The sequence below is a fragment of the Aeromonas veronii genome, assembly GCA_041319085.1.
Lineage (GTDB): Bacteria > Pseudomonadota > Gammaproteobacteria > Enterobacterales > Aeromonadaceae > Aeromonas > Aeromonas veronii_F.
In genome coordinates this window covers 4,077,875-4,102,500 of the sequence record CP101033.1, presented here as the reverse complement: position 1 = coordinate 4,102,500, position 24,626 = coordinate 4,077,875, and the positions used below count along the sequence as shown (strand labels likewise).

Annotated in this window: 17 protein-coding genes, 1 tRNA gene, 2 rRNA genes, 1 pseudogene and 1 riboswitch (1 of these 22 cut by a window edge); of the genes and pseudogenes, 17 read left to right on the top strand and 4 right to left on the bottom strand. The window is 59.2% G+C overall.

The genetic code is table 11. The features are described from left to right. The 14 genes from NMD14_19520 to hemB all read left to right on the top strand — a co-directional run. Window positions 1–2,790, top strand: a 23S ribosomal RNA gene (locus tag NMD14_19520) (it extends 99 nt beyond the left edge of the window). Window positions 2,791–2,916: 126 nt separating this feature from the next. Continuing rightward, window positions 2,917–3,031, top strand: a 5S ribosomal RNA gene (gene rrf / locus NMD14_19515). Window positions 3,032–3,137: 106 nt separating this feature from the next. Then, a tRNA-Thr gene (locus tag NMD14_19510) sits at window positions 3,138–3,213 on the top strand. 240 nt (window positions 3,214–3,453) lie between these two features. Next, window positions 3,454–4,698, top strand: a complete 1,245-nt coding sequence (codB, locus tag NMD14_19505) for a cytosine permease (protein XEI32833.1) — start codon at window positions 3,454–3,456, stop codon at window positions 4,696–4,698. Further along, window positions 4,692–5,957, top strand: coding sequence for a cytosine deaminase (locus tag NMD14_19500; GenBank protein ID XEI32832.1), 1,266 nt, complete (start codon window positions 4,692–4,694; stop codon window positions 5,955–5,957). Before codB ends, NMD14_19500 begins: the two co-directional genes overlap by 7 nt. 95 nt (window positions 5,958–6,052) lie before the next feature. Beyond that, window positions 6,053–6,430 (top strand): fluoride efflux transporter CrcB, encoded by a 378-nt coding sequence (gene crcB / locus NMD14_19495; protein XEI32831.1) that lies wholly within the window; start codon window positions 6,053–6,055, stop codon window positions 6,428–6,430. 65 nt (window positions 6,431–6,495) lie between these two features. After that, window positions 6,496–7,248 (top strand): bifunctional demethylmenaquinone methyltransferase/2-methoxy-6-polyprenyl-1,4-benzoquinol methylase UbiE, encoded by a 753-nt coding sequence (ubiE, locus tag NMD14_19490; GenBank protein XEI32830.1) that lies wholly within the window; start codon window positions 6,496–6,498, stop codon window positions 7,246–7,248. A 20-nt stretch (window positions 7,249–7,268) separates the two neighbouring features. Then, window positions 7,269–7,877, top strand: coding sequence for an SCP2 sterol-binding domain-containing protein (locus NMD14_19485; GenBank protein ID XEI34805.1), 609 nt, complete (start codon window positions 7,269–7,271; stop codon window positions 7,875–7,877). Then, window positions 7,877–9,517: a ubiquinone biosynthesis regulatory protein kinase UbiB gene (gene ubiB, locus NMD14_19480; protein XEI32829.1), complete on the top strand. Its 1,641-nt coding sequence runs from the start codon at window positions 7,877–7,879 to the stop codon at window positions 9,515–9,517. The genes NMD14_19485 and ubiB overlap by 1 nt, the downstream gene beginning before the upstream one ends. Before the next feature lie 42 nt (window positions 9,518–9,559). Continuing rightward, window positions 9,560–9,811 (top strand): Sec-independent protein translocase subunit TatA, encoded by a 252-nt coding sequence (gene tatA, locus NMD14_19475; GenBank protein ID XEI32828.1) that lies wholly within the window; start codon window positions 9,560–9,562, stop codon window positions 9,809–9,811. 3 nt (window positions 9,812–9,814) lie between these two features. After that, window positions 9,815–10,279, top strand: coding sequence for a Sec-independent protein translocase protein TatB (gene tatB, locus NMD14_19470; GenBank protein XEI32827.1), 465 nt, complete (start codon window positions 9,815–9,817; stop codon window positions 10,277–10,279). Continuing rightward, window positions 10,276–11,031 carry a twin-arginine translocase subunit TatC gene (gene tatC, locus NMD14_19465; protein ID XEI32826.1) on the top strand — a complete coding sequence of 252 codons (756 nt, stop codon included), beginning with the start codon at window positions 10,276–10,278 and terminating at the stop codon, window positions 11,029–11,031. The genes tatB and tatC overlap by 4 nt, the downstream gene beginning before the upstream one ends. 189 nt (window positions 11,032–11,220) lie before the next feature. Continuing rightward, the gene (locus tag NMD14_19460) at window positions 11,221–12,006 is read left to right on the top strand and encodes a TatD family hydrolase (protein ID XEI32825.1); all 786 of its coding nucleotides are present in this window, start codon (window positions 11,221–11,223) and stop codon (window positions 12,004–12,006) included. Between the two features lie 3 nt (window positions 12,007–12,009). Beyond that, window positions 12,010–13,026, top strand: a complete 1,017-nt coding sequence (gene hemB / locus NMD14_19455; protein ID XEI32824.1) for a porphobilinogen synthase — start codon at window positions 12,010–12,012, stop codon at window positions 13,024–13,026. 809 nt (window positions 13,027–13,835) lie between these two features. On the opposite strand, the pseudogene NMD14_19450 reads toward hemB, so the two are convergent. After that, window positions 13,836–15,200: pseudogene (locus tag NMD14_19450) on the bottom strand (glycosyl hydrolase family 18 protein). 138 nt (window positions 15,201–15,338) lie between these two features. Then, window positions 15,339–15,424, bottom strand: a riboswitch (cyclic di-GMP riboswitch). A 424-nt stretch (window positions 15,425–15,848) separates the two neighbouring features. On the opposite strand from NMD14_19450, the gene prlC reads away from it, so the two are divergent. The 3 genes from prlC to NMD14_19435 all read left to right on the top strand — a co-directional run bounded on the left by prlC (window position 15,849) and on the right by NMD14_19435 (window position 21,462). Continuing rightward, complete coding sequence (gene prlC, locus NMD14_19445; GenBank protein ID XEI32823.1) at window positions 15,849–17,891, top strand: oligopeptidase A; 2,043 nt, start codon at window positions 15,849–15,851, stop codon at window positions 17,889–17,891. A gap of 205 nt (window positions 17,892–18,096) precedes the next feature. Next, window positions 18,097–20,646, top strand: coding sequence for an EAL domain-containing protein (locus NMD14_19440; protein XEI32822.1), 2,550 nt, complete (start codon window positions 18,097–18,099; stop codon window positions 20,644–20,646). Window positions 20,647–20,709: 63 nt separating this feature from the next. Further along, window positions 20,710–21,462 (top strand): class I SAM-dependent methyltransferase, encoded by a 753-nt coding sequence (locus NMD14_19435; protein ID XEI34804.1) that lies wholly within the window; start codon window positions 20,710–20,712, stop codon window positions 21,460–21,462. A 71-nt stretch (window positions 21,463–21,533) separates the two neighbouring features. Here the strand turns inward: NMD14_19435 and NMD14_19430 are convergent, their stop codons facing one another. Genes NMD14_19430 through rhlB form a run of 3 tightly spaced genes read right to left on the bottom strand, consistent with a single transcriptional unit; the run spans window position 21,534 to window position 24,610 of the window. Next, window positions 21,534–21,788, bottom strand: coding sequence for a modulator protein (locus NMD14_19430; protein ID XEI32821.1), 255 nt, complete (start codon window positions 21,786–21,788; stop codon window positions 21,534–21,536). 30 nt (window positions 21,789–21,818) lie between these two features. Continuing rightward, entirely contained in the window at window positions 21,819–23,309 is a 1,491-nt protein-coding gene (gppA, locus tag NMD14_19425) for a guanosine-5'-triphosphate,3'-diphosphate diphosphatase (GenBank protein ID XEI32820.1), read from the bottom strand. 11 nt (window positions 23,310–23,320) lie between these two features. Beyond that, on the bottom strand, window positions 23,321–24,610 hold the full coding sequence (gene rhlB / locus NMD14_19420) for an ATP-dependent RNA helicase RhlB (protein ID XEI32819.1): 1,290 nt from the start codon (window positions 24,608–24,610) through the stop codon (window positions 23,321–23,323). Window positions 24,611–24,626 lie beyond the last annotated feature (16 nt).

Sequence of the window (24,626 nt, the reverse complement as noted above, 5' to 3'; positions counted from 1 at the left end):
TATTACTCACAGATTTCCGAATGGGGAAACCCACCCAAGATAACTTGGGTATCGTTACATGAATACATAGTGTAACGAGGCGAACCGGGAGAACTGAAACATCTAAGTACCCCGAGGAAAAGAAATCAACCGAGATTCCCTCAGTAGCGGCGAGCGAACGGGGATTAGCCCTTAAGCATCTTGGAAGTTAGTGGAACGGTCCTGGAAAGGCCGGCGATACAGGGTGATAGCCCCGTACATGAAAACGACCTTGAAGTGAAATCGAGTAGGGCGGGACACGTGACATCCTGTCTGAATATGGGGGGACCATCCTCCAAGGCTAAATACTCCTGACTGACCGATAGTGAACCAGTACCGTGAGGGAAAGGCGAAAAGAACCCCTGTGAGGGGAGTGAAATAGAACCTGAAACCGTGTACGTACAAGCAGTGGGAGCCCTTCGGGGTGACTGCGTACCTTTTGTATAATGGGTCAGCGACTTACATTTTGTAGCGAGGTTAACCGTATAGGGGAGCCGTAGGGAAACCGAGTCTTAACTGGGCGTCTAGTTGCAAGGTGTAGACCCGAAACCGGGTGATCTAGCCATGGGCAGGTTGAAGGTTGAGTAACATCAACTGGAGGACCGAACCCACTAACGTTGCAAAGTTAGGGGATGACCTGTGGCTGGGGGTGAAAGGCCAATCAAACTCGGAGATAGCTGGTTCTCCCCGAAAGCTATTTAGGTAGCGCCTCGGACGAATACTACTGGGGGTAGAGCACTGTTTGGGCTAGGGGGTCATCCCGACTTACCAACCCCATGCAAACTCCGAATACCAGTAAGTACTATCCGGGAGACACACGGCGGGTGCTAACGTCCGTCGTGAAGAGGGAAACAACCCAGACCGCCGGCTAAGGTCCCAAAGTTCTGGTTAAGTGGGAAACGATGTGGGAAGGCTCAGACAGCTAGGATGTTGGCTTAGAAGCAGCCATCATTTAAAGAAAGCGTAATAGCTCACTAGTCGAGTCGGCCTGCGCGGAAGATGTAACGGGGCTCAAACCAGGCACCGAAGCCGCGGATTCACACTTATGTGTGAGTGGTAGGGGAGCGTTCTGTAAGTCTGCGAAGGTGTATCGAGAGGTATGCTGGAGATATCAGAAGTGCGAATGCTGACGTAAGTAACGATAAAGGGGGTGAAAAGCCTCCTCGCCGGAAGACCAAGGGTTCCTGTCCAACGTTAATCGGGGCAGGGTGAGTCGACCCCTAAGGCGAGGCCGAAAGGCGTAGTCGATGGGAAGCAGGTTAATATTCCTGCACGACTTGTAATTGCGATGGGGGGACGGAGAAGGCTAGGTGGGCCAGGCGACGGTTGTCCTGGTGAAAGTGCGTAGGTGGTGTTTCTAGGCAAATCCGGAGACACAACACTGAGACACGAGACGAACGCACTACGGTGCGGAAGCCATTGATGCCCTGCTTCCAGGAAAAGCCTCTAAGCTTCAGATTACAAGTCATCGTACCCCAAACCGACACAGGTGGTCGGGTAGAGAATACCAAGGCGCTTGAGAGAACTCGGGTGAAGGAACTAGGCAAAATAGAACCGTAACTTCGGGAGAAGGTTCGCTCTTGACAGTGAAGTCCCTTGCGGATGGAGCAGTTGGGAGTCGCAGTGACCAGATGGCTGGGACTGTTTATCAAAAACACAGCACTCTGCAAACACGAAAGTGGACGTATAGGGTGTGACACCTGCCCGGTGCCGGAAGGTTAATTGATGGGGTTAGCGCAAGCGAAGCTCTTGATCGAAGCCCCGGTAAACGGCGGCCGTAACTATAACGGTCCTAAGGTAGCGAAATTCCTTGTCGGGTAAGTTCCGACCTGCACGAATGGTGTAACCATGGCCATGCTGTCTCCACCCGAGACTCAGTGAAATCGAATTCGCCGTGAAGATGCGGTGTACCCGCGGCTAGACGGAAAGACCCCGTGAACCTTTACTACAGCTTGGCACTGAACATTGAACCTACATGTGTAGGATAGGTGGGAGGCTTTGAAGGCGTGACGCCAGTTGCGCTGGAGCCGACCTTGAAATACCACCCTTGTATGTTTGATGTTCTAACGCAGGCCCATAATCTGGGTCGCGGACAGTGCCTGGTGGGTAGTTTGACTGGGGCGGTCTCCTCCCAAAGAGTAACGGAGGAGCACGAAGGTTGGCTAATCCTGGTCGGACATCAGGAGGTTAGTGCAATGGCATAAGCCAGCTTAACTGCGAGACGGACAGGTCGAGCAGGTACGAAAGTAGGTCATAGTGATCCGGTGGTTCTGAATGGAAGGGCCATCGCTCAACGGATAAAAGGTACTCCGGGGATAACAGGCTGATACCGCCCAAGAGTTCATATCGACGGCGGTGTTTGGCACCTCGATGTCGGCTCATCACATCCTGGGGCTGAAGTCGGTCCCAAGGGTATGGCTGTTCGCCATTTAAAGTGGTACGCGAGCTGGGTTCAGAACGTCGTGAGACAGTTCGGTCCCTATCTGCCGTGGGCGTTGGATGATTGAAGGGAGTTGCTCCTAGTACGAGAGGACCGGAGTGAACGAACCTCTGGTGTTCGGGTTGTCACGCCAGTGGCACTGCCCGGTAGCTAAGTTCGGAATCGATAACCGCTGAAAGCATCTAAGCGGGAAGCGAGCCCTGAGATGAGTCATCCCTGACCCCTTGAGGGTCCTAAAGGGCCGTTGGAGACCACAACGTTGATAGGTGGGGTGTGTAAGCGCAGTGATGTGTTGAGCTAACCCATACTAATTACCCGTGAGGCTTAACCATACAACACCCAAGAAGTGTTCTAAGGCTTGTAGCAAATACCAAGCGAACTACTTACCTAATTCAGTGATAGTGACAAGCCAAGCGCAACATCACTACTCACGTCAGCTTTCTGGATTAAAGAATTTGCCTGGCGGCCATAGCGCCGTGGAACCACCTGATCCCATGCCGAACTCAGAAGTGAAACGCGGTAGCGCCGATGGTAGTGTGGCATTCGCCATGCGAGAGTAGGACACTGCCAGGCATCAATTAAGCAACTGCAGCGATGTGGTTGGTCGCGATACAACGTCAGGTTGTGTTGGACAGAAGATTTAGATAGCGCACACAGTGCGGTCTTTACCGGTTAGTGTGCTGATATGGCTCAGTTGGTAGAGCGCATCCTTGGTAAGGATGAGGTCCCCAGTTCGACTCTGGGTATCAGCACCATGAAAGCAAAAGCCTCCCTGAAAAGGGAGGCTTTTTTGCATTTGTCTCTCGGTAAAACGTCACCATATTCTCTGCTGATCCCCATTTCTCAGGGTTTCATACTTCTCCACATTTCTCCATTTTTGTGGTTCGTTTGACCACAAAAGCTATTAATTTCCCGATATTCATCGTGGTTTGATTGACGTAAAACGTTTTACATGTAAAATCCGGCGCGTTTTGCCTATTACGTGGAGAGAGAGCATGGCGCAGGATAAGGAATATTGTTTGGGGGCGGTTCCCGCCAAGGGGCGCAAAGGTGTGCTGTCGCTGATGCTGGTGATGCTCGGCCTGACCTTCTTCTCTGCCAGCATGTGGACCGGCGGTGCGTTGGGTACCGGGCTGATATTCGATGACTTCATCAAGGCGGTACTGATCGGCAACTTGCTGCTGGGGATCTACACCGCCTGTCTCGGTTATATCGGTGCTTCAACCGGTCTCTCTACCCATCTGCTGGCCCGTTACTCCTTTGGGGTGAAAGGTTCCTGGCTGCCTTCGCTGCTGCTGGGCGGCACTCAGGTCGGCTGGTTCGGTGTCGGCGTGGCGATGTTTGCGCTGCCGGTACAGAAGGCGACCGGCATTGATGTGAACTGGCTGATCGCCATTTCGGGCATTCTGATGACGGCGACCGTCTACTTCGGGATCTCCGCCCTGATGGTGCTGAGCTTTGTGGCCGTACCGGCCATTGCGTTGCTCGGCGGTTACTCGGTCTGGCTGGCGGTGACCTCGACCGGTGGCATGGCGACGTTGCAGCAGGTGCAACCGACCAATCCCATCGAGCTCACCACGGCGCTGACCATGGTGGTAGGTTCCTTTATCAGTGCAGGAACTCTAACCGCCGACTTTGTCCGATTTGGTCGCAAACCCTGGGGCGCCGTCATGATTACCATGGTGGCGTTTTTTTTGGGCAACACTCTGATGTTTATCTTCGGTGCAGCTGGCGCGGCGGTGACCGGTCAGGCTGATATTTCGGAAGTGATGCTGATGCAGGGGCTGCTGATCCCCGCCATTCTGGTACTGGGCCTCAATATCTGGACCACCAACGACAACGCCCTCTATGCCTCTGGCCTCGGTTTTGCCAACATTACCGGCCTCAAGAGCAAGCCACTCAGCGTGATCAACGGTCTGATTGGTACCGCCTGTGCCCTCTGGCTTTACAACAACTTTGTCGGCTGGCTGGCCTTTTTGAGTACGGCAATTCCCCCTATCGGTGGCATTATCATCATGGATTTCCTGCTCAATCGTGAGCGTTACCGTCAGTTTGCCGATCAGCAGTTTGAGACGGTGCGCTGGCAGGCGCTGGTCGCCACGGCAGTCGGGGTAGCTGTCGGCAAGTGGCTGCCGGGCATAGTGCCACTCAACGCGGTATTGGGCGCCGCCTTCACCTATTTCATTCTGGTTCGCCTCACCCAGCGGCCGGTTCTGGTACAGGAAGCTAGCAAATGCTGATTCAACATATTCGTTTTGCCGATCGGGAAGGGTTGTGGCAGATCCGCTGTCAGGATGGGGTCATCACCGCCATCGAACCCCATGACGAGCATGCCGTCGCTGGTCGGGTGCTGGACGGGGAGGGCGGTCTGGCTATCGCCCCCTTTATCGAGCCCCACATTCACCTCGATACCACCCAGACGGCCGGTGAGCCGAGCTGGAACCTCTCCGGCACCCTGTTCGAGGGGATCGAGCGCTGGGCCGAGCGCAAGGCGCTGCTGACCCATGAGGATGTGAAACAGCGCGCCATCCAGACACTGAAGTGGCAGATCGCCAACGGCATCCAGTTTGTGCGTACTCACGTCGATGTCTCCGATCCCAATCTGGTCGCGCTGAAGGCGATGCTGGAAGTGCGGGAGGAGATGAAGGAGTGGGTCGAGCTGCAGATCGTCGCTTTCCCGCAGGAGGGGATCCTCTCCTACCCCAACGGCAAGGCACTGCTGGAGGAGGCGCTCAAGCTGGGGGCCGATGTGATTGGTGCGATCCCCCACTTCGAGTTTACCCGGGAATATGGGGTCGAAAGTCTGCACTATATCTTCGATCTTGCCGAGAAGTATCAGGTTCTGGTCGATGTGCACTGCGACGAGATTGATGACGAGCAGTCCCGCTTTATCGAGACGCTGGCTACCCTGGCCTACGAGCGCGGTATCGGTCATAGAGTCACTGCCAGCCATACCACCGCCATGCACTCCTACAACGGGGCCTATGCTTCCCGTCTGTTCCGGTTGCTCAAGATGGCGGACCTCAACTTTGTCGCCAATCCGCTGGTAAATATCCACCTGCAGGGGCGGTTCGATACCTATCCCAAGCGCCGTGGTATTACCCGGGTCAAGGAAATGCTGGAGGCGAACATCAACGTCTGCTTCGGCCACGACGACGTGTTCGATCCCTGGTATCCCATGGGCACCGCCAACATGTTGCAGGTGCTGCACATGGGGCTGCATGTCTGCCAAATTATGGGCTACGAGCAGATCAACGACGGTTTGAAGCTGATCAGCAGCCACAGCGCCCGTACCCTGAATGTGCAGGATCGCTATGGCATCGAGGTGGGCAAACCGGCCAACCTGCTGATCCTGCCCGCCGACAACGGCTTCGATGCGGTGCGTCGTCAGGTGCCGGTGCGTTATTCGATCCGCCATGGCAAGGTGATTGCCCAGACCCGACCGGCCCAGACCGAGATCGTGCTGGGTCAATCTGAGCCGATCGATTTTCGTCGCTGAGATTTCAATCAGGGAGTGTGGCGATTAGTTCCGCCTCTGGGCACAAGGGCCGCCATTGCGACATAATGGCGGCCTTATCCTGAGGGAGTGACTCCATGCAAACTTGGTTATTTGTTGCTGCCGGCGGAGCCATCGGCGCCTGCCTGCGTTTCGGCATTGCCGAACTGATGGCGCTGCTGCTGGGCCGCCACTTCCCCTATGGCACTCTGGTGGTCAACGTGGTGGGCTCCTTCATCATGGGGGTGGCCTACGCCCTCATCAGTCACGGCCATATCGTCGAACATCCGATGAAGCCACTGCTGATGGTGGGGATCCTCGGTGCCCTGACCACATTTTCTTCCTTTGCCCTCGATACGGTAGTGCTGGCCCAACATGGCGCCTATCTGAAAGCGCTGCTCAATATCGGTCTCAATCTGTTCCTCTGTCTGGCCATGGTTGTGCTGGGCATGCAGTTGGTTGCGAGCCGCGTTTAAGGTGTCCGGACGCCAGTGGCTCTGGTAAACTGGCGGCCATTCTTTGCTCTATGGGTGTTTAAGGGATGTCAGAACAAGCAACGACAACGCATTTTGGCTTTAAAACCGTGGCCGCGACCGAGAAGGAAACTCTGGTAGCAGGTGTCTTCCATTCGGTGGCAGCCAAGTATGATCTGATGAACGATCTGATGTCGTTCGGCATCCACCGCCTGTGGAAGCGTTTCACCATCGACTGCTCCGGTGTTCGCAAGGGACAGAAGGTGCTGGATCTGGCCGGTGGTACCGGTGATCTGACCGCCAAGTTCTCCCGCATCGTCGGCGAGACCGGTCAGGTGGTGCTGGCGGATATCAACGACTCCATGCTGAAAGTGGGCCGCGACAAGCTGCGCAATCTGGGGGTCGCCAACAACGTCTCCTACGTGCAGGCCAACGCCGAAGCGCTCCCCTTCCCGGATAACCACTTCGATGTGATTACCATCGGCTTCGGCTTGCGCAACGTCACCGACAAGGACAAGGCGCTCGCCTCCATGTTCCGGGTGCTCAAGCCGGGTGGCCGTCTGTTGGTGCTGGAGTTTTCCAAGCCGGTCAGCGAAGTGATCGCCAAGCTTTATGACCTCTACTCCTTCAAACTGCTGCCGAAAATGGGCGAAATCGTCGCGAACGACGGTGAAAGCTACAAATATCTGGCAGAGTCCATCCGCATGCACCCGGATCAGCAGACCCTGGCTGGCATGATGGAAAATGTCGGTTTCGAGCAGGTGGAGTACTTCAATCTGACTCAGGGTGTGGTCGCCCTGCACCGCGGTTACAAGTTTTAAGGTTGCCTATGTCAATCCCGATACAACTGGATGCCATGGTCACCGCGGTGATCGAAACCAGCCTCAACCAGTTGCTGGCGCTGGACAAACAGAGCCCGGAGCAGCTGCGCAAACTGGTGGGCAAGGTGCTCAAGCTGGAGCTGCGTGAACTCAAGCCGCTCTGGTTTGTCTTCTCCGAGCGTCGGCTGGATGTGCTGGCCCTGCATGAAGGGGAGGCCGATGCGGTGCTCAGCCTGTCGCTGACCGCCCTCGGTCTGCTGAAAGACCCGTCCGCCCTGACCCGTTATATCCGCGAGGAGAAACTGGATCTGAGCGGCGATCCCCAGCTGGTACAGGCATTCAGCGTGCTGCTGGGCGAGCTGGATATCGACTGGGAAGAGGAGCTGTCGCGTTATACCGGCGACGTGCTGGCCCACACTCTGTTCAGTGGTGCCCGTCAGGCGCGCCGCCTGGTCGGCCGCGAGCTGTGCCGCACCCGCAGCCAGCTGGCGGAATATCTGACCGAAGAGGCCCGCCTCGCCCCCGGCCCGCTGGAAGTGGCGAGCTTCAACGATGATGTCGAGGTGCTGGCCCAGCAGCTCAAGGCCGTTGAACTGCGGCTGGCTCGACTCGAACAGCAGGTGGCCTGATGACCCCGAAAGAGTTCAAACGCCTCTATCGCATCATCACCATCCTGCTGGAGCGGGGCATCGACGAGTTGGTGCCCGCTCGCTATCAACCCTGGCCGGGTCGTCTGGCTCGTCGCTCCCTGTTCTGGCTCAAGAACAAGCAACCTGATCTCAGCCGTGGCGCCCGTATCCGCCTCGCCTTTGAGGCGCTCGGCCCCATCTTCATCAAGTTTGGCCAGATGCTCTCGACCCGGCGTGACTTGCTGCCGCCAGATATCGCCGAGGAGCTGGCCCTGCTGCAGGACAGAGTGCCCCCCTTCTGCGGTCAGGCAGCACGTCAGCAGATTGAGCGCAGTCTGGGTTGCCCTATCGAGACCCTGTTCGATGACTTCGACGAGACGCCGCTGGCGTCGGCCTCCATCGCCCAGGTGCATACCGCCCGGCTGAGGGAGAGTGGCCGCGAGATAGTCATCAAGGTGATCCGTCCCGACATCGAGCCGGTCATCGATGCCGATCTGCGCCTGATGCGGGCACTGGCCCGTCTGGTAGCGCGCTTTGTGCCCCAGAGTGCGCGACTGCGCCCCATCGAGGTGGTGGAGGAGTATCGCAAGACCATCCTCGACGAGCTCAACCTGATGCGCGAAGCGGCCAACGCCATCCAGCTGCGGCGCAACTTCACCGGCTCAGAGGCGCTCTATGTGCCTGAAATCATCACCGATCTCTGTCGTGAGCAGGTGCTGGTGATGGAGCGCATCTACGGCATACCGGTCTCCGATATCGCTGCGCTGGAAGCCAACGGCACCAACATGAAGCTGCTGGCCGAGCGTGGGGTGGAGGTCTTCTTCACCCAGGTGTTCCGCGACAGCTTCTTCCACGCCGACATGCATCCGGGCAACATCTTCGTCTCTTACGAACACCCGGAGAACCCGCTCTGGATCGGTATCGACTGCGGCATCGTCGGTACCCTCAACCGGGAAGACAAGCGCTATCTGGCGGAGAACTTCCTCGCCTTCTTCAACCGTGACTATCGCCGGGTGGCGGAGCTGCACGTGGAGTCGGGTTGGGTGCCGGCAGATACCAAGGTGGACGAGTTCGAATTCGCCATCCGCACCGTGCTGGAGCCCATCTTCGAGAAGCCGCTCTCCGAAATCTCGTTCGGTCACGTGCTGCTCAACCTGTTCAACACCGCGCGCCGCTTCCATATGGCGGTGCAGCCGCAGCTGGTGCTGCTGCAGAAGACCCTGCTCTATGTGGAAGGGTTGGGGCGTCAGCTCTACCCGCAGCTCGATTTGTGGCAGACCGCCAAGCCGTTCCTCGAAAACTGGATGCACGAGCAGGTGGGGCCCAAGTCGGTATTGAATGCCATCAAGGAGAAGGCGCCATTCTGGGCGGAGAAGCTGCCGGAACTGCCCGAGCTGGTCTACGAGACCCTGCGTCAGACCCGCCATCAGCAGCACCACTTTGACCAGATGTTTGCCGAGTTTCGGCGTCACAGCCGCCGCCAGGGGCAGGCACGCTACCTCTTAGGGGTGGGAGCCAGCCTGCTATTGGCGGGTGTATTCTTGCTGACCCAAAAACAACACATCGAGTGGGGACAAATCAGCCTCACCGGTGCCGGGATCTGCTGGCTGCTTGGCTGGCTGCGAACCCGTTCCCATTAAACAAAAACCGCGCCATCAGGCGCCTGCTCTGGAGAGAAAATCATGGGTGGTATCAGTATTTGGCAATTGTTGATCATTGCAGTCATCGTCGTGCTGCTGTTCGGTACCAAGAAACTGCGCGGCATTGGCGGTGATCTGGGTGCGGCGGTCAAAGGGTTCAAGAAAGCCCTCTCCGACGAGCCGGCTGATGCCAAGGTCGAGCAGAAAGATGCCGAGTTTCCCCCGAAACAGCTGAACGAAGCGGCCACTCAGAGCAGTGAGCCGGCCAAGCAGAAAGACAAAGACCAGGCCTAAGCCATGTTCGATATCGGTTTTTGGGAGCTGGTCGTTATCGGTGTGGTAGCACTGGTGGTACTGGGGCCCGAGCGGCTGCCGGTTGCCATCCGCACGGCTACCCACTGGATCCGCCTCATTCGTTCGACCGCGAACTCGGTCAAGTCCGAGCTGGAGCAGGAGCTCAAGTTGCAAGAGCTGCATAACGACCTCAAGAAGGCAGAACAGTTGCAGATGAGCAACCTGAGCCCCGAGCTGCAGGAGTCCATCGAACAGCTCAAGGCGGCGGCCCAGTCGGTCAATCGCCCTTATCAGGTGGAGAACGAGATCCGTCCGCCGCGCCCCGAGCCGGTCGCCCAGGCTGAGCCTGCCACGCCGGTGGAGCCTGCGGTGCAGCTGAGCCACGACGTGCCACCGGTCAATAGCCAGCGGGAGAGCGAGCCGGTGCCGGTCAGCGATTCTGCAGCAAAAGGGGAGGTGAAGCCATGAGTCAGGCCGAACAACCCCTGATCAGCCATCTGGTTGAGCTGAGAACCCGTTTGCTGCGCTCCATTACCGCCATCCTCGTGGTGTTTCTGGCGCTGATCTACTTCTCCAACAATATCTACGACTTCGTGGCCCAGCCGCTGCTCAGCCAGCTGCCGGAAGGGACCAGCATGATCGCGACGGATGTGGCGACCCCCTTCCTGACGCCGATCAAGCTGACCCTGGTGGTCTCCTTCTTCGCGGCGATCCCCTATCTGCTCTATCAGGCCTGGGCCTTTATCGCCCCCGGTCTGTACCAGCATGAGCGGCGGCTGATCATGCCGTTGGTCGCCTCCAGTGCCGTGCTGTTCTATGCCGGCATGGCGTTCGCCTACTATGTGGTGTTCCCGCTAGTGTTCGGTTTCTTCACCAGTACCGCACCCGCCGGGGTGACGGTGGCGACCGATATCGCCAGCTATCTGGACTTCGTACTGACCCTGTTCTTCGCGTTCGGGGTGGCGTTCGAAATTCCGGTCGCCACCATACTGCTGTGCTGGACCGGGGTGACCACGCCCAAGAACCTGAAGGAGAAGCGTCCCTACGTCGTCGTCGGGGTGTTTGTGGTCGGCATGCTGCTGACGCCGCCTGATGTCTTCTCCCAGACCCTGCTCGCCATCCCGATGTGGGCGCTGTGGGAGATAGGTCTGTTCTTCGCCCGCTTCTACGTGAACAAAGAGGATGAAGAGCAACAGGAACAACCGGATGGGGAGAGCTGAGGCTCTGTTCGTCACCTTTTTTGCCGGACGGCGAGAGGATGACGAAGTCCGCAGGAATAGTAGAACGAGGGGAGCTGAGGCTCCCTTCCTCTTTTCATGCTCCCGTTCGAGGCGTATGGTAAGGCCCCATTCGGTAGATGGTTTTCAAATACCTGATATGTCTTCCTTTTGTTCGGAACGTCTCATCCCATGATCGATATCGGTTTAAACCTGACCAGCAGCCAGTTCGCCGGCGAGCAGGCGGAGCTGGTGGCCCGTGCCCGCGCAGCCGGAGTAGAGGCGCTGATCCTGACCGGTACCGATCTCGCTGGCAGCCGCGAGAGCGCCGAGTTGGCCGCCCTTTGGCCGGGCTACTGCTTCTCCACCGCCGGGGTCCATCCCCACGATGCCAAGAGCGTCGATGCGGCGACCCTGCCCGCCTTGCGCGAGCTGGCAGCCTTGCCGCAGGTGGTGGCCATCGGTGAGTGCGGTCTCGACTACAACCGCGATTTCTCACCCCGTCCGGTGCAGGATGCGGTATTCGACGCCCAGCTGGCACTGGCGGCCGAGCTCGGGATGCCGGTGTTTCTCCACTGCCGCGATGCCCACGCCCGTTTTATCGAGATCCTCCGTCCCTGGTTGCCGAAGCTGCCGGGAGCCGTGCTGCACTGCTTCACCGGTTCCGACGAGGAGCTGGACCAGTGTCTGGAGCTGGGGCTGCATATCGGGGTGACCGGCTGGCTCTGCGACGAACGCCGCGGCCAGCTGTTGCGCGAGCAGGTGGCCCGTATTCCAGCTGGCCGCCTGATGATCGAGACCGACGCCCCCTATCTGGTGCCGCGGGATCTGAAACCCCGCCCGAAACGCAACGAACCCGCTTTTTTGCCGCACATCGCCCAAGTGGTGGCGGCCTGTCGTGGTGAAGCGCCCGAGGCCTTGCTGGCCCACACCCGGGCCACCTCCGCCGCGTTCTTCCAACTTCCTCTCCAGGAGTGATTCATGGCTATAACTCTTCCGGGCGCCTTTCCGGGCCGCCGCCTGCGCCGTCTGCGCAAACATGATTTCAGCCGTCGTCTGGTGCGCGAGAACGTACTGACCGTCAACGATCTCATCTATCCGGTGTTCGTGCTGGAGGGGGAGAACCGTCGGGAAGCCGTTCCCTCCATGCCAGGGGTGGAGCGTCTCTCCATCGATCTGCTGCTGGAGGAAGCTGCTGAACTGGTGGAGCTGGGCGTACCTGCCATCGCCCTGTTCCCGGTCACCCCGCTGGAGAGCAAGAGCCTGATGGCGGAAGAGGCCTACAGCCCGAACGGACTGGCCCAGCGTACCGTGCGTGCCCTCAAGGCCCGCTTCCCGGAGCTCGGGGTCATCACCGACGTGGCGCTCGATCCGTTCACCACCCACGGTCAGGACGGCATCATCGATGATGAAGGCTATGTGCTGAACGACATCACCACCGAGATCCTGATCAAGCAGGCGCTCTCCCACGCCGAGGCCGGGGTCGATATCGTCGCGCCGTCCGACATGATGGATGGTCGCATCGGCGTCATCCGCGCCGCGCTGGAAGAGAACGGCTTCATCAACACCCAGATCATGGCCTACTCCGCCAAGTACGCCTCCTGCTACTACGGCCCGTTCCGCGATGCGGTTGGCTCTGCCGGTAACCTCGGCAAGAGCAACAAGGCCACCTACCAGATGGATCCGGCCAACAGCAACGAAGCCCTGCACGAGGTGGCGCTGGATATTCAGGAAGGGGCCGACAGCGTGATGGTCAAGCCGGGCATGCCCTATCTGGACGTGATCCGTCAGGTGAAGGATCAGTTCGGCGTGCCGACCTTTGCCTATCAGGTCAGCGGCGAGTACGCCATGCACATGGCGGCGATCCAGAACGGCTGGCTGAAAGAGAAGGAGAGCATCATGGAGTCCCTGCTCTGCTTCAAGCGGGCCGGGGCCGACGGCATCCTCACCTACTTCGCCAAGCGTGTGGCGCAGTGGTTGAAGGAAGATGCCCGTTAATCTGGGTTGAAGGAATAAACGAGAGGGGGAGCCGATGGCTCCCCCTCTTTGTTATGGCTAGCTGATTACAGCTTGGTCCAGGCATCGCTCCAGGCAGTGCCGGTACCCGGCGCATAGTGGCTGGTCGAGCCGCCACACCAGCCGCTGTAGGGCCAGGGTTTGCACTCGTAGTTGCCACCGGCATTGCTGACCCGATCACCGGCCTGATAGCCGGTGTTGGGGGCGTAGGCCGGGTAGTCACCTTCGCCATCCCCGCTGCTCTCTTCGGTCAGCGCAACCGGGAAGCGCTGCACCACCGGCTGCTGGCCGTCCGCCAGACCGGTGATGACCACGTCGTAGCTGCCATCGATCACATTGCTGCCCTGCAGTACCAGGGTGCTGGTGCCGTTCACCTGGCTGCTGGTGGTACCGTGGCTGCGGCCGCCTTGTTCCAGAGTGGCAGTGATCTGTACCGGGTTGGCAGTGGTCACGTTGAAGCGGATGCTGACCTGACCGTTGACTATGGTGTACTCGCTCGCCATGGCGCTGACGGTGAAGTCGCTGCTGCCGATCACCGGCGGCTTGCTACCACCATCACAGTCGCTATCGCCCTGTACGCGCCAGACGCCCCAGTCACCCGTGGTGCCCGGCTCGTCGTTCTGGGTCCACCAGCCTGCCAGCCAGTTCTTGCCGTTGTGGCTGACGATGTCGCCGCCCACGTAGACCTTCTTGGCATCCCAGCTGTTTTCACAGACGGCACCCTGCTCCCTGACTGTCACGTTGCGCTGCTGGGTAACCAATTGGCCTGCGCTGTCGCTCACCTGATAGGTGAGGGTGTAGCGGCCGACCTTGCTGCTGTCGACGCTGCCGCTGACCTTGATTTGGGCGGTCAGGTCGCCATCTTCCTCATCGTGGGCGCTGACGCCGGTCATCGGATCGAAGGGGGTACCCAGCTCCAGCGTGGTATCGGTGACGCCACTGAATACCGGCTTCATGCTGTAGACCTCGATGGTGCGTACCTGCTCGGTGACGTTGTTGTCGCGATCGCTCACCTTGTAGGTGAGGGGGTAGAGGCCGATGCGCTGGCTCTCTACCGAACCTTCCACCTGGATCTGGCCAGTCAGGTCGCCATCTTCCTTGTCGTTGGCGCTGACACCGGCCAACGGATCAAAGGCGGTGCCCTGCTTGATGCGGGTATCGCTCAGGCCGCTGAACATCGGCTTGCCGTTGTCGACCGGCGGGGTGATCTCCTGATCGTGGATGAAGGGGCCGTAGCTCTTGATGAAGGATTCGTTGTAGGACTGACCGGCGGCGTTGCGGCCCATGTCCCAGTTGATGGACCAGGTCATCACGCCACGCAGCGGTTGCCCCTCGCTCTTCAGGCGGTTGAAGGCGTTGTAGAGCTTCTGCGGATCCTGCACAAAGCCGGTGGCGGCGGCGTCGATGTTGGTCGGAATACCGAACACCAGCTTGTCATGGGGGATCTTGTAGAAGCCACGGGTGCCGTTGCTCAGCGAATCCGCCATGTAGTAGATGAACTCTTCTTTCAGGGCGTCGTTGTTCTGGGCAATCCAGCCGATGCCATCGATGTAGATACCGTCGCCACCCTGGTTGTAGAACTGGGGGTTGATCCAGTCGTAATAGCCTTCCAGATTGCGGATATAGGGGATGTAGGCACCGGTCTGGGTCAGATAGGGGAACTCCGGCGCCATGGTGATGAGGAAATTTTTCCCCTGGGCGCGGTAGTGATCCTTGACCAGACGCAGGGCCGCCGGGATCACGGTCTGGTTGTCGGCGGCGGTGATGGCGGCCTGTTCCAGATCGATATCCAGCCCGTCGAAGCCATAGGTCTCCACCTGACGGATGATCTCGTCGGCAAAGGCTTGCTCCTGACCCTTGCGCAGCTCGATGTGCGCATCGGCACCGCCCAGCGCCAGCAGCACGGCACGGCCCTGACGGTTCAGCTCGGCAATCTGCTCGATAAACTGGCTTTCGCTCATGCCGATGGCCGGGTCGAGTTTGAAGGTGGGGATGGCACTGCCGTCGTAGACCTTCATAAAGGAGACATCGACCACGTTGTATTGCGGGTTGACCTGATCCAGCTTGACGCAGGGGGCGATGCCGCCCTTGTAGCCCGAGCCGTCACACCAGTTGTGCCAGTAACCGACAACGACACCGGATTGGGGATTGATCATAGCCTGAGCGGCCGATGCGGCCTGCGCCATGGGCGCTCCCATGCCGAGCAGACAGCCCAGCAGGGATAACTTCAATTTGTTCATCTTGATATCTCCATACGGTACAAACGGAGCGAACAACCGTGGCTGAACGCTCCCGGGGGCAGCCCCGCTGTCATAGGAAATCTCCTTTAGACCGGTAGCTTTGCGTCGCGCCCTTTCGGGTCACTTTGCCTTTTTCACCCGTTCTCCGTGTGGCACAGAGAATCAAGTGGCCTGAGTGACAGGTTGCTAATGATATGCTCTTAAAAACAAATTAATCAATGTATGTATATGATTTGTTTTAGTTATTATTTTTTCGTTTAGTTATTTTTCGGGCGGTTAAGGGGCCGCAGAGGCGCAGGTGTGTCGTGCTTTAATACCGGTTGGATTTGGTTTGCAGTCTGCTGGCCAGAGAGCGCGAAAAACAGCAACAAGAACAAAAAAGTACCTACTATTCATGCTGTTGGCGTCCAGTGCCTGGCAGAGAGGTGTTTGAGCTCACAAAGAAGGGAAAACAGTGTCAACCGGCGGATTGAAGCTTGATTATTGCGTAACTTGGCCACATGTTAGAAAGCCATACAGAGCTGCTAAAGCGGTCTGTTCAAGACCAAACAAGAGGTAACCGGGATGAATAACCCTTTGCTGACAATGGACTCGCTGCCCCCTTTCAGCCAGATCCAGCCCGACCAGGTCCAGCCTGCCGTGATGCAGGCCATTGCCGATTGCAAACAGAAGATCAGCGATGTGCTGGCCCAGCGTGATCCCCATACCTGGGATAGCCTGATTGCCCCGCTGGAAGAGGTAAATGATCGTCTGTCACGGATCTGGTCACCGGTCAGCCACCTCAACTCCGTACTCAACAGCGAAGCGCTGCGCGAGGCCCATGATGCCTGCCTGCCACTGCTCTCCGAATTCCAGACCTATGTCGGTCAGCATGAAGGGCTCTATCAGGCCTATCTGGCCCTCTCCCAGAGCGATGATTTCCCGCTGCTGAGCGGCGCCCAGCGCAAGGAGATCCAGAATACCCTGCGTGACTTCCGCCTCTCCGGCATCGGTCTGCCTGCCGAGGCGCAACAGCGCTACGGTGAAATTCAGGCCCGCCTCTCCGAGCTGGCCTCCCGCTTCAGCAACAACGTGCTGGATGCGACCCAAGGCTGGCACAAGCTGGTGGCCGATGAATCTGAACTGGCCGGTCTGCCCGATAGCGTGCGTGCCGCTGCCCGTCAGATGGCCGAGCTAAAGGGCAAAGAGGGGTGGCTGTTCACTCTGGATATCCCCTCTTACCTGCCGGTGATGATGTATGCCGACAACCGCGAACTGCGTGCCGAGATGTATGAGGCCTTCACCACCCGCGCCTCCGATCAGGGCCCCAATGCGGGCAAGTGGGACAACTCAGCCATCATGAGCGAGCTGCTCACCCTGCGCCGCGAACTGGCCCAGCTGCTGGGTTTTGCCAACTATGCCGAGCTCTCCCTGGCCACCAAGATGGCGGACAAGACCGAACAGGTGGTGCGCTTCCTCACCGATCTGGCGGCCAAATCCCTGCCGCAAGGCAAAGCAGAGCTGGAGGAGATCCGCGCCTTCGCCGCCGAGCAGCACGGCCAGAGCGAGCTGGCCGCCTGGGATCTCGGCTACTACGCCGAGAAGCTCAAGCAGCACAAGTTCTCCATCTCCGATGAGCAGCTGCGCCCCTACTTCCCCGCCAGCAAGGTGGTGAAGGGGTTGTTTGAAGTGGTGAAGCGGGTGTTCGGCATGAAGGTGCGCGAGCGCCTCGGCATCGATACCTGGCACCCGGACGTGCGCTTCTACGACATCTTCGATGCTGATGACGAGCTGCGTGGCAGCTTCTATCTCGACCTCTATGCCCGCGAGCACAAGCAGGGTGGCGCCTGGATGGATGTCTGCCTGGGTCGTCGCTACCGTCAGGATGGCTCGCTGCAAAAGCCGGTGGCCTACCTGACCTGCAATTTCAACGGCCCGGTGGATGGCAAGCCTGCACTGTTCACCCACAACGAAGTGGTCACCCTGTTCCACGAGTTTGGCCACGGCATTCACCACATGCTGACTCGCATCGATGTGGCCGGTGTCGCCGGTATCAACGGCGTGGCCTGGGATGCGGTGGAGCTGCCGAGCCAGTTCCTCGAGAACTGGTGCTGGGAGTCCGAGGCGCTGGCCTTTATCTCCGGCCATTACGAGACCGGTGAGCCATTGCCTGCCGATCTGCTGGAGAAAATGCTGACTGCCCGCAACTTCCAGGCGGCGATGCAGATGCTGCGTCAGCTGGAGTTCGCCCTGTTCGACTTCCGTCTCCATCAGGAGTTTGACCCGGCCAATCCGGCGCAGCTTCCGGCGCTGCTGGACGAGGTGCGCAGTCAGGTGGCCGTGATGACGCCACCGGCGTTCAACCGCTTCCAGCACAGCTTCTCCCACATCTTCGCGGGTGGCTATGCGGCGGGTTACTACAGCTACAAGTGGGCCGAGGTGCTCTCTGCCGATGCCTTCTCCCGCTTCGAGGAGGAGGGGATCTTCAACCCGGTGACCGGCCAATCCTTCCTGAAGAATATTCTGGAGAAGGGGGGCTCGAAGGAGCCGATGGAGCTGTTCAGAGCCTTCCGGGGTCGCGAGCCCAAGGTGGATGCATTGCTGCGACACAGCGGGATCGCTGCCTGAGGTTCCTGACCCGCCGCCCGAGTGAGCTTCAAGCAGGTACACTTTTGCGACACAGTGGGATCAAGGCATGATTTATGCGACTAAAAGGGACCATTTGGTCCCTTTTTTCGAGGCTTTTTAATATCTTGCTGATTGCATATTTGCACTGCTCACGGCTCTTCAGTAGAGTCGTGTTATAACCTTCAAGGAGAGAAAGCCACTTGCCATGAGGCGAGCACTCGATTCCGTCTATCAAATCATCTCCAGTCTGGCTCATTCGAGCGGCCAGGGATATTTCGATACTTTTGTGAGTGAAATCGCCGCTGCTGTGATGGCTGATGTCGTCCTGATCGTCAGTGGGGCATCAAATGATACCCTCCTGACGGTGCAGGCAGCTTACCCCTCCTCTCTTGCCCCCGATACTCTGACGCTGCCCCTGACTGACTCTCCCGATGCCATTACCTGGCAGGAGGGCGAAGCCTGGTTCAGCGATCGTCTGTTGCAGCTGTTCCCTGCGATGCCGCTTGCCGATCTGTGGCAAGCCCAGGCCTACGCCGGGATCGCCCTCAAAGATGCGGATGGCGAGACCATCGGTGTCTGCTGCCTGCTCTATCGTCAGCCGCAGGCCAATATGACCAAGGTGATGGGGCTGCTCCGGTTGCTGGGGCCGCTGGCCGGGCGCGAGTTGGCGCTGATGTTGCAACGCCAGCAGCCTCAGCTCTTGCCTGACACCCCCGATGTGCTGCAGAGCATGCTGTTTCAGGCTCCGGTGGGGATCGGCAAGCTCGATCTCACCGGCCGAATTCTCTGGGCCAACCCGGCCATCGAGAAGATGCTGGGCTATCCCCTCGACGAGCTGCTCCATCGCGCCATCTCCGACATCAATCACCCGGAGGATTGGCAGCGCAGCCTCGAGTGCTACGAAGAGATTCGACGTGGCGAGCGCAGCAGTTTCACTCAGGAGAAACGCTACTTCCGCAAGGGGGGCGAGATCCTGTGGGGGCGGGTGACGGTCACCCTGATCCGCGACGAGCAGCAGCAGCCGGACTATCTGATGGTGCTGCTGGAGAACATCGACACCTTCAAACATCACGCAGAGCAGCTCAAGCTCTCCCACCGGGTCTATGACAACCTCTCCGAGGCGATCCTGGTGTGTGATGCCGATAGCCGTATTATGTCGGTCAATCCGGCGTTCGAGCAGATCACCGGCTACAGCGCAGAAGAGGTGCGTGGCCTGCGCCCCAGCATCCTCAAGTCCGGGCTGCATGACCAGACCTTCTATGCCGACATGTACCACGCGCTGGAGCAGGTGGGGGTGTGGCGGGGTGAGGTGTGGAACAAGCGCAAGAACGGCAAGCTCTACCCGCAGCAGGTGATGATCAGTACTCTGCGCGAAGCTGGCAAAATTCAGCAATATATCGCCATTTTCAGCGATCTTTCCCAGACCAAGGTGGCTGAACAGAAGATCGCGACCCAGGCCAACTATGACAACCTCACCAGCCTGCCCAACCGCTGGCTGTTTGGCCGCTGCCTCACCCGCTTCTGCGAGCGGGGCGAGCGTTTTGCGCTGATGGTGCTCGACCTCAACAACTTCAAGGCGGTCAACAACAGCATGGATCATCATGCTGGCGATGCCTTGCTGCGAGAGGTGTCGGATCGACTGGTGAGCCGGGTGCGCACCGAAGATTTGGTGGCCCGCATTGGTGGCGACGAGTTCGCCTTTCTGGTGCCCGGTATCGTCACTCGCCGTCAGGCCGAGGTGTTTGCCAAGCAGGTGATCGGCAGCTTCGCCCGCCCCTTCATGCTGGCCAACCAGCATCTCTATGTGACCGCGACCATCGGCATGACCCTTTGTCCGGTCGATGGCAGCGAGAGCGATGAGTTGCTGCGCAACGCCGAGCAGGCGCTGTTTGCGGCAAAGCGGCAGGGACGGTTGCTCGGTACCTACTGCTCGTCCATGCGGGAGGAGGTGCGCCAGCGCCACCAGATGCAGCAGGATTTGGCCGAAGCGATCAAGCAGGGTCAGCTGACCATGGCCTACCAGCCGATCTGGGACAACCGCAGTGGACGGGTCGCCAAGCTGGAAGCACTGGTGCGCTGGTATAACCCTCAATGGGGACAGGTCTCTCCTGCCGAGTTCATTCCGTTGGCAGAAGAGGCGGGGTTGATTCAGGGGCTGGGGGCGCTGGTATTGTGGCAGTCATGCCGGGATCTGGCGCGGTTGCAGCAGTCCGGCTTCCCGGATCTGCAGATGTCGATCAACCGCTCCACCATGGAGTTCCAGACCATCGACCCTGAGGCGAGCGAGTGGCTCAAGGTGATCCAGCATTTCGGGCTCGATCCTGCCGACATCGTCATCGAAATCACCGAATCTCTGCTGATGGAGAGCAGCGATCAGCACAGAGTGCGGATCGATGCCCTGCGCGAGGCGGGTTGCAAGCTGGCCATCGACGATTTCGGTACCGGCTACTCGGCCCTCAACTATCTGCGCACCTTCCCGGTCGATCTGGTCAAGATCGACCGCTCTTTCGTGCGCCATATCCCCTTCAACGAGCAGGATCGGATGCTGCTCGATGGCATCATCAACATAGTGCACAACCTCGGCATGCAGGTGGTGATCGAGGGGGTTGAGACCCGCGAGCAGTTCAACTTCCTCTGCCAAAAGGGGTGTGCCTTCACCCAAGGCTACCTGCTCAGTCGCCCGCTGGCCTATGACGACCTGATCGATTACCTCGCCCTCAACCGTCAGGGGATGAACCTCACTGTCGTGAGCTGATCCACCGCTTCTGTTATCATGGCCGCTTCTGTACGTGCCATGAGTCTGCCTTCTATGCCCCATATTCAGGTTTTCAGTGAAGTCCCCGCCCTTGATGGCGAGCTCGACGCTCTGCGTTTACGCCTTGCCGACGTGGAGTTTCCGGCCCCGTTTGCGCTGGTACTGACTGAAGACCGACTGGAACTGCGCAAGCTGGATGAGCCCAAGCTGGGGGCCGTCTATGTGGACTTCGTGGAAGGGGCGGTGGCACATCGTCGCAAATTTGGCGGTGGTCGCGGCCAGTCCATCGCCAAGGCAGTGGGGCTCAAGGCCGGTGCCACACCGACCGTGGTGGATGCCACCGCCGGGCTGGGGCGCGATGCCTTCGTGCTCGCCTCCCTCGGTTGCAAGGTGACCCTGATCGAACGCAGCCCTGTGGTGGCTGCTCTGTTGCAGGACGGGCTGGCGCGGGCTGCGCAGGATCCCGAGATTGGCCCCTGGGTCAGCGAGCGGATGCAACTGCTGCAGGGCCCGGCGGTGGACAACCTGCTGGCGCTGCCGGAGCGGCCCGAGGTGATCTACCTCGACCCCATGTTCCCTCACAAGCAGAAGTCGGCGCTGGTGAAAAAAGAGATGCGGGTGTTCCAGTCGCTGGTGGGGCCGGATCTCGATGCGGATGTCCTGCTGCCTGCCGCGCTCAAGATGGCTGAGAAGCGGGTGGTGGTGAAGCGGCCGGACTATGCGGGCTGGCTCAACGAGCACAAACCCAGCATGGCCATCGAGACCAAGAGCAACCGCTTCGATGTCTACGTGATGGCGGCATTGGTGGCGGGTTAACGGCCAGTGCGAGTTGCGGATGTAAAAAAGGAGGGCCAACGTCATGTTGGCCCTCCTTTTTCGTATTGGATTCAGTTGGTTGGCGCGAAGTGGATCAGCTTCTCTTCCTCTTGCCAGTTCAGGCGCAGGGTCGCCAGATCCGCCAGGCTGAGCCGCTCGCCACAGTGCAGCAGCAGATACTCGATCCCTTCGCTGGCTTCGATGGTGCGGATTTTGTCATCCCACTGGCGACCCTCGCGACTGGTGAGGGTCACTGGCAGTTGCCAGCTGGCAGCAATTTCGAGCCAGTCGTAGAGATCGCAGCTGATGGGTTGATAATCCGGCATGATCGGCTCCAAAACAGCCTGGTTGCTGAGTCAGGCTTCCTGTACGCGGGTCGGCCAGCCCATCTTCTGCTGGCGTTCCACCTCGAGCCGCAGCTCGCTGGCGCGCAGGTAGTGTTCATCCATCCAGCCCTTGGGCAGGGTCAGGGTCATTGACTCCTCTTCTGCCTGCAGGGTGAAGCTGGGTACTGTGCCCTGGGTGCGGCGCATGCAGAGGATCAGCGCGATGCGCAGGATACGGGCCAGCCGGATCGCCTGACGAGCGGTGACGGCACCCTGTTTCTCCAGCGGTTCCAGCTTGAATTCGTCCCGCTGGTTGAACAGCAGGGCCGACAACAGCTTCTTTTGCGCGGGGGTAAAGCCCGGCATGTCGATGTTGTCGATGATGTAGGCGGCGTGTTGCGGCGCCTTCTTGTACTCGATACAGAGGCCGATCTCGTGCAGCAGCGCGGCATAACGCAAGATTGGGCGACCGTAGCGTTTGGAGAGGCGCCAGGCCGGTTGCAGCTGGTTGAACGCCTCAACGGCGGTATCGCGCACCCGTTCGGCGTGCTCTTTATCCAGCTGATAGCGGCTGATCAGGCTGTCGGCGGTGCGATCCCGGGCATCACAGTCGTGATTGTTGCCAAGCAGACCGTAGATCAGCCCTTCACGCAGGGCGCCACCCGCGAGGGTCATGCTCTCGATATTCAGGGTTTCGAAGATGGCGATCAGGATGGCGAGGCCGGAGGGGAACACGGTCAGCCGTTCGGCCGCCAGCCCTTCCAGTTGCAGCCGATCCAGCTTGCCGCAGGCGATGGCCTGGCCCATCAGCTCCTGCAGTTTCGGCAGAGTGACCCGTTCGCTCTTCCCTTGCGCCAGCATGATCTCTTGCAGCGCCTGTACCGTGCCGGAGGCGCCGACGCAGGTGCGCCAGCCGAGGGCGCGGTAATCTTCCGCCACCTTCTCCAGCACCGCCTTGGCGGCGGCAATCGCCTGCTCGAAACGGGCTTCGGAGAGCTCGCCATCACCGAAGTGATTGTTGAGCCAGGTGACGCAGCCCATGTGCAGGCTGTTGAGCAGTTTTGCTTCGCTATGTTCGCCGATCACCAGTTCGGTACTGGCGCCGCCGATGTCGATCACCAGTCGGTTGCCTTCCCCGGCAGAGGTCCAGGAGACCCCTTCGTAGATGGTTTTGGCCTCTTCCTCGCCCGAGATGATCTCGATGCTGTGGTTGAGCACCCGTTCCGCTTCGCTGAGGAACTCATCGACGTTGGTGGCGAGGCGCAAGGTGGCGGTGCCCACCACCCGGATATTGTCGGCCGGAATGTCCTGCAACTGTTCGGAGAAGAGACGCAAACAGTCCCAGCCCCGCTCCATGGCGGCGCGGTTGAGACGAAATTCCTGATCGAGCCCGGCGGCGAGGCGCACCTTGCGTTTGACCTTGGCGACGGTGCGCAGGGCACCGGCGACCTCGCGCACCACCAGCATATGAAAGCTGTTGGAGCCGAGGTCGATAGCGGCATAGAGAGGCGAGTTGTGCAACGGGCCTGTCCTTAGCTCTTGCGCGGTGGACGACGACGGTTGTTGCTGTTGCCACCGCCCTGGCGATCCCGCATGTTGCGGTTCACCGGCTGACGGTTGCGGAACACCCGTTTCGGCGCAGTCACGTCATCCAGCAGCGCTTCGCGGTCGTACTTGCTGACCGGAATGGCGTGGTGGATGTACTCCTCGATGGCCGGCAGGTTGAAGGCATAGTCTTCACAGGCCAGGCTGATGGAGTGACCGCTCTTGCCGGCACGACCGGTACGACCGATACGGTGTACATAGTCTTCGGCATCGTCGGGCAGGTCATAGTTGAAGACGTGGGTCACGTCAGGGATGTGTAGACCACGGGCGGCCACGTCGGTGGCGACCAGAATATCGAGCGCCCCCTTGGTGAAATCCTCGAGGATCTTCATCCGCTTCTTCTGCGGCACGTCACCGGTCAGCAGACCAACGCGGTGGCCGTCGTTTTCCAGCCAGGCATGGACATCTTCGCAGACATGCTTGGTGTTGGCGAAGACGATGGCTTTCTCCGGCCACTCCTCTTCCATCAGGGAGAGCAGCAGCAACATCTTGTCTTCATTGGAGGGGTAGAACAGCTCCTCCTTGATCCGCACGCCGGTCATCTGCTCCGGCTCGACTTGCACATGTTCCGGGTGGTTCATGTGTTCGTAGGCCAGCTCCTGCACCCGCAGGGAGAGGGTGGCGGAGAACAGCATGCTAAGACGCTCGGTCGGGGCAGGCATGCGGCGGAACAGGAAGCGGATGTCCTTGATGAAGCCCAGATCGAACATGCGATCTGCTTCGTCCAGTACCACGACCTGAATGTTGCTCAGATCGATCACCTTGGACTTGAAGTAGTCGATGATGCGGCCGGTGGTGCCGATCAGGATGTCGACGCCCTGCTCCAGCACGGCCAACTGCTTGTCGTAACCTTCGCCACCGTAGGCGAGGCCGAGTTTCAGGCCGGTAGAAGCAGCGATGCTGTCGGCATCGTTATAGATCTGTACTGCCAGTTCCCGGGTGGGCGCCATGATGATGGCTCTGGGTTGGTTAACCAGACGGGGCTTGGTCAGCGGGTGAGTCAGTAGATAGTTGAATGTCGCGGCCAGGAAGGCAATGGTCTTGCCGGTTCCGGTCTGGGCCTGACCGGCGAGGTCATGACCTTCTACCAGCAGTGGCAGAGACAGTGCCTGGATGGGCGTGCAATAGTGAAATCCCTTTGATTCCAGACCAGCCAGAACTTCGGGTTCGAGGCCCATTTGGGCGAATTTGTCGGTCGTTAAGTGTGTTTTGCTCATGGCGGTAGGTTATCAG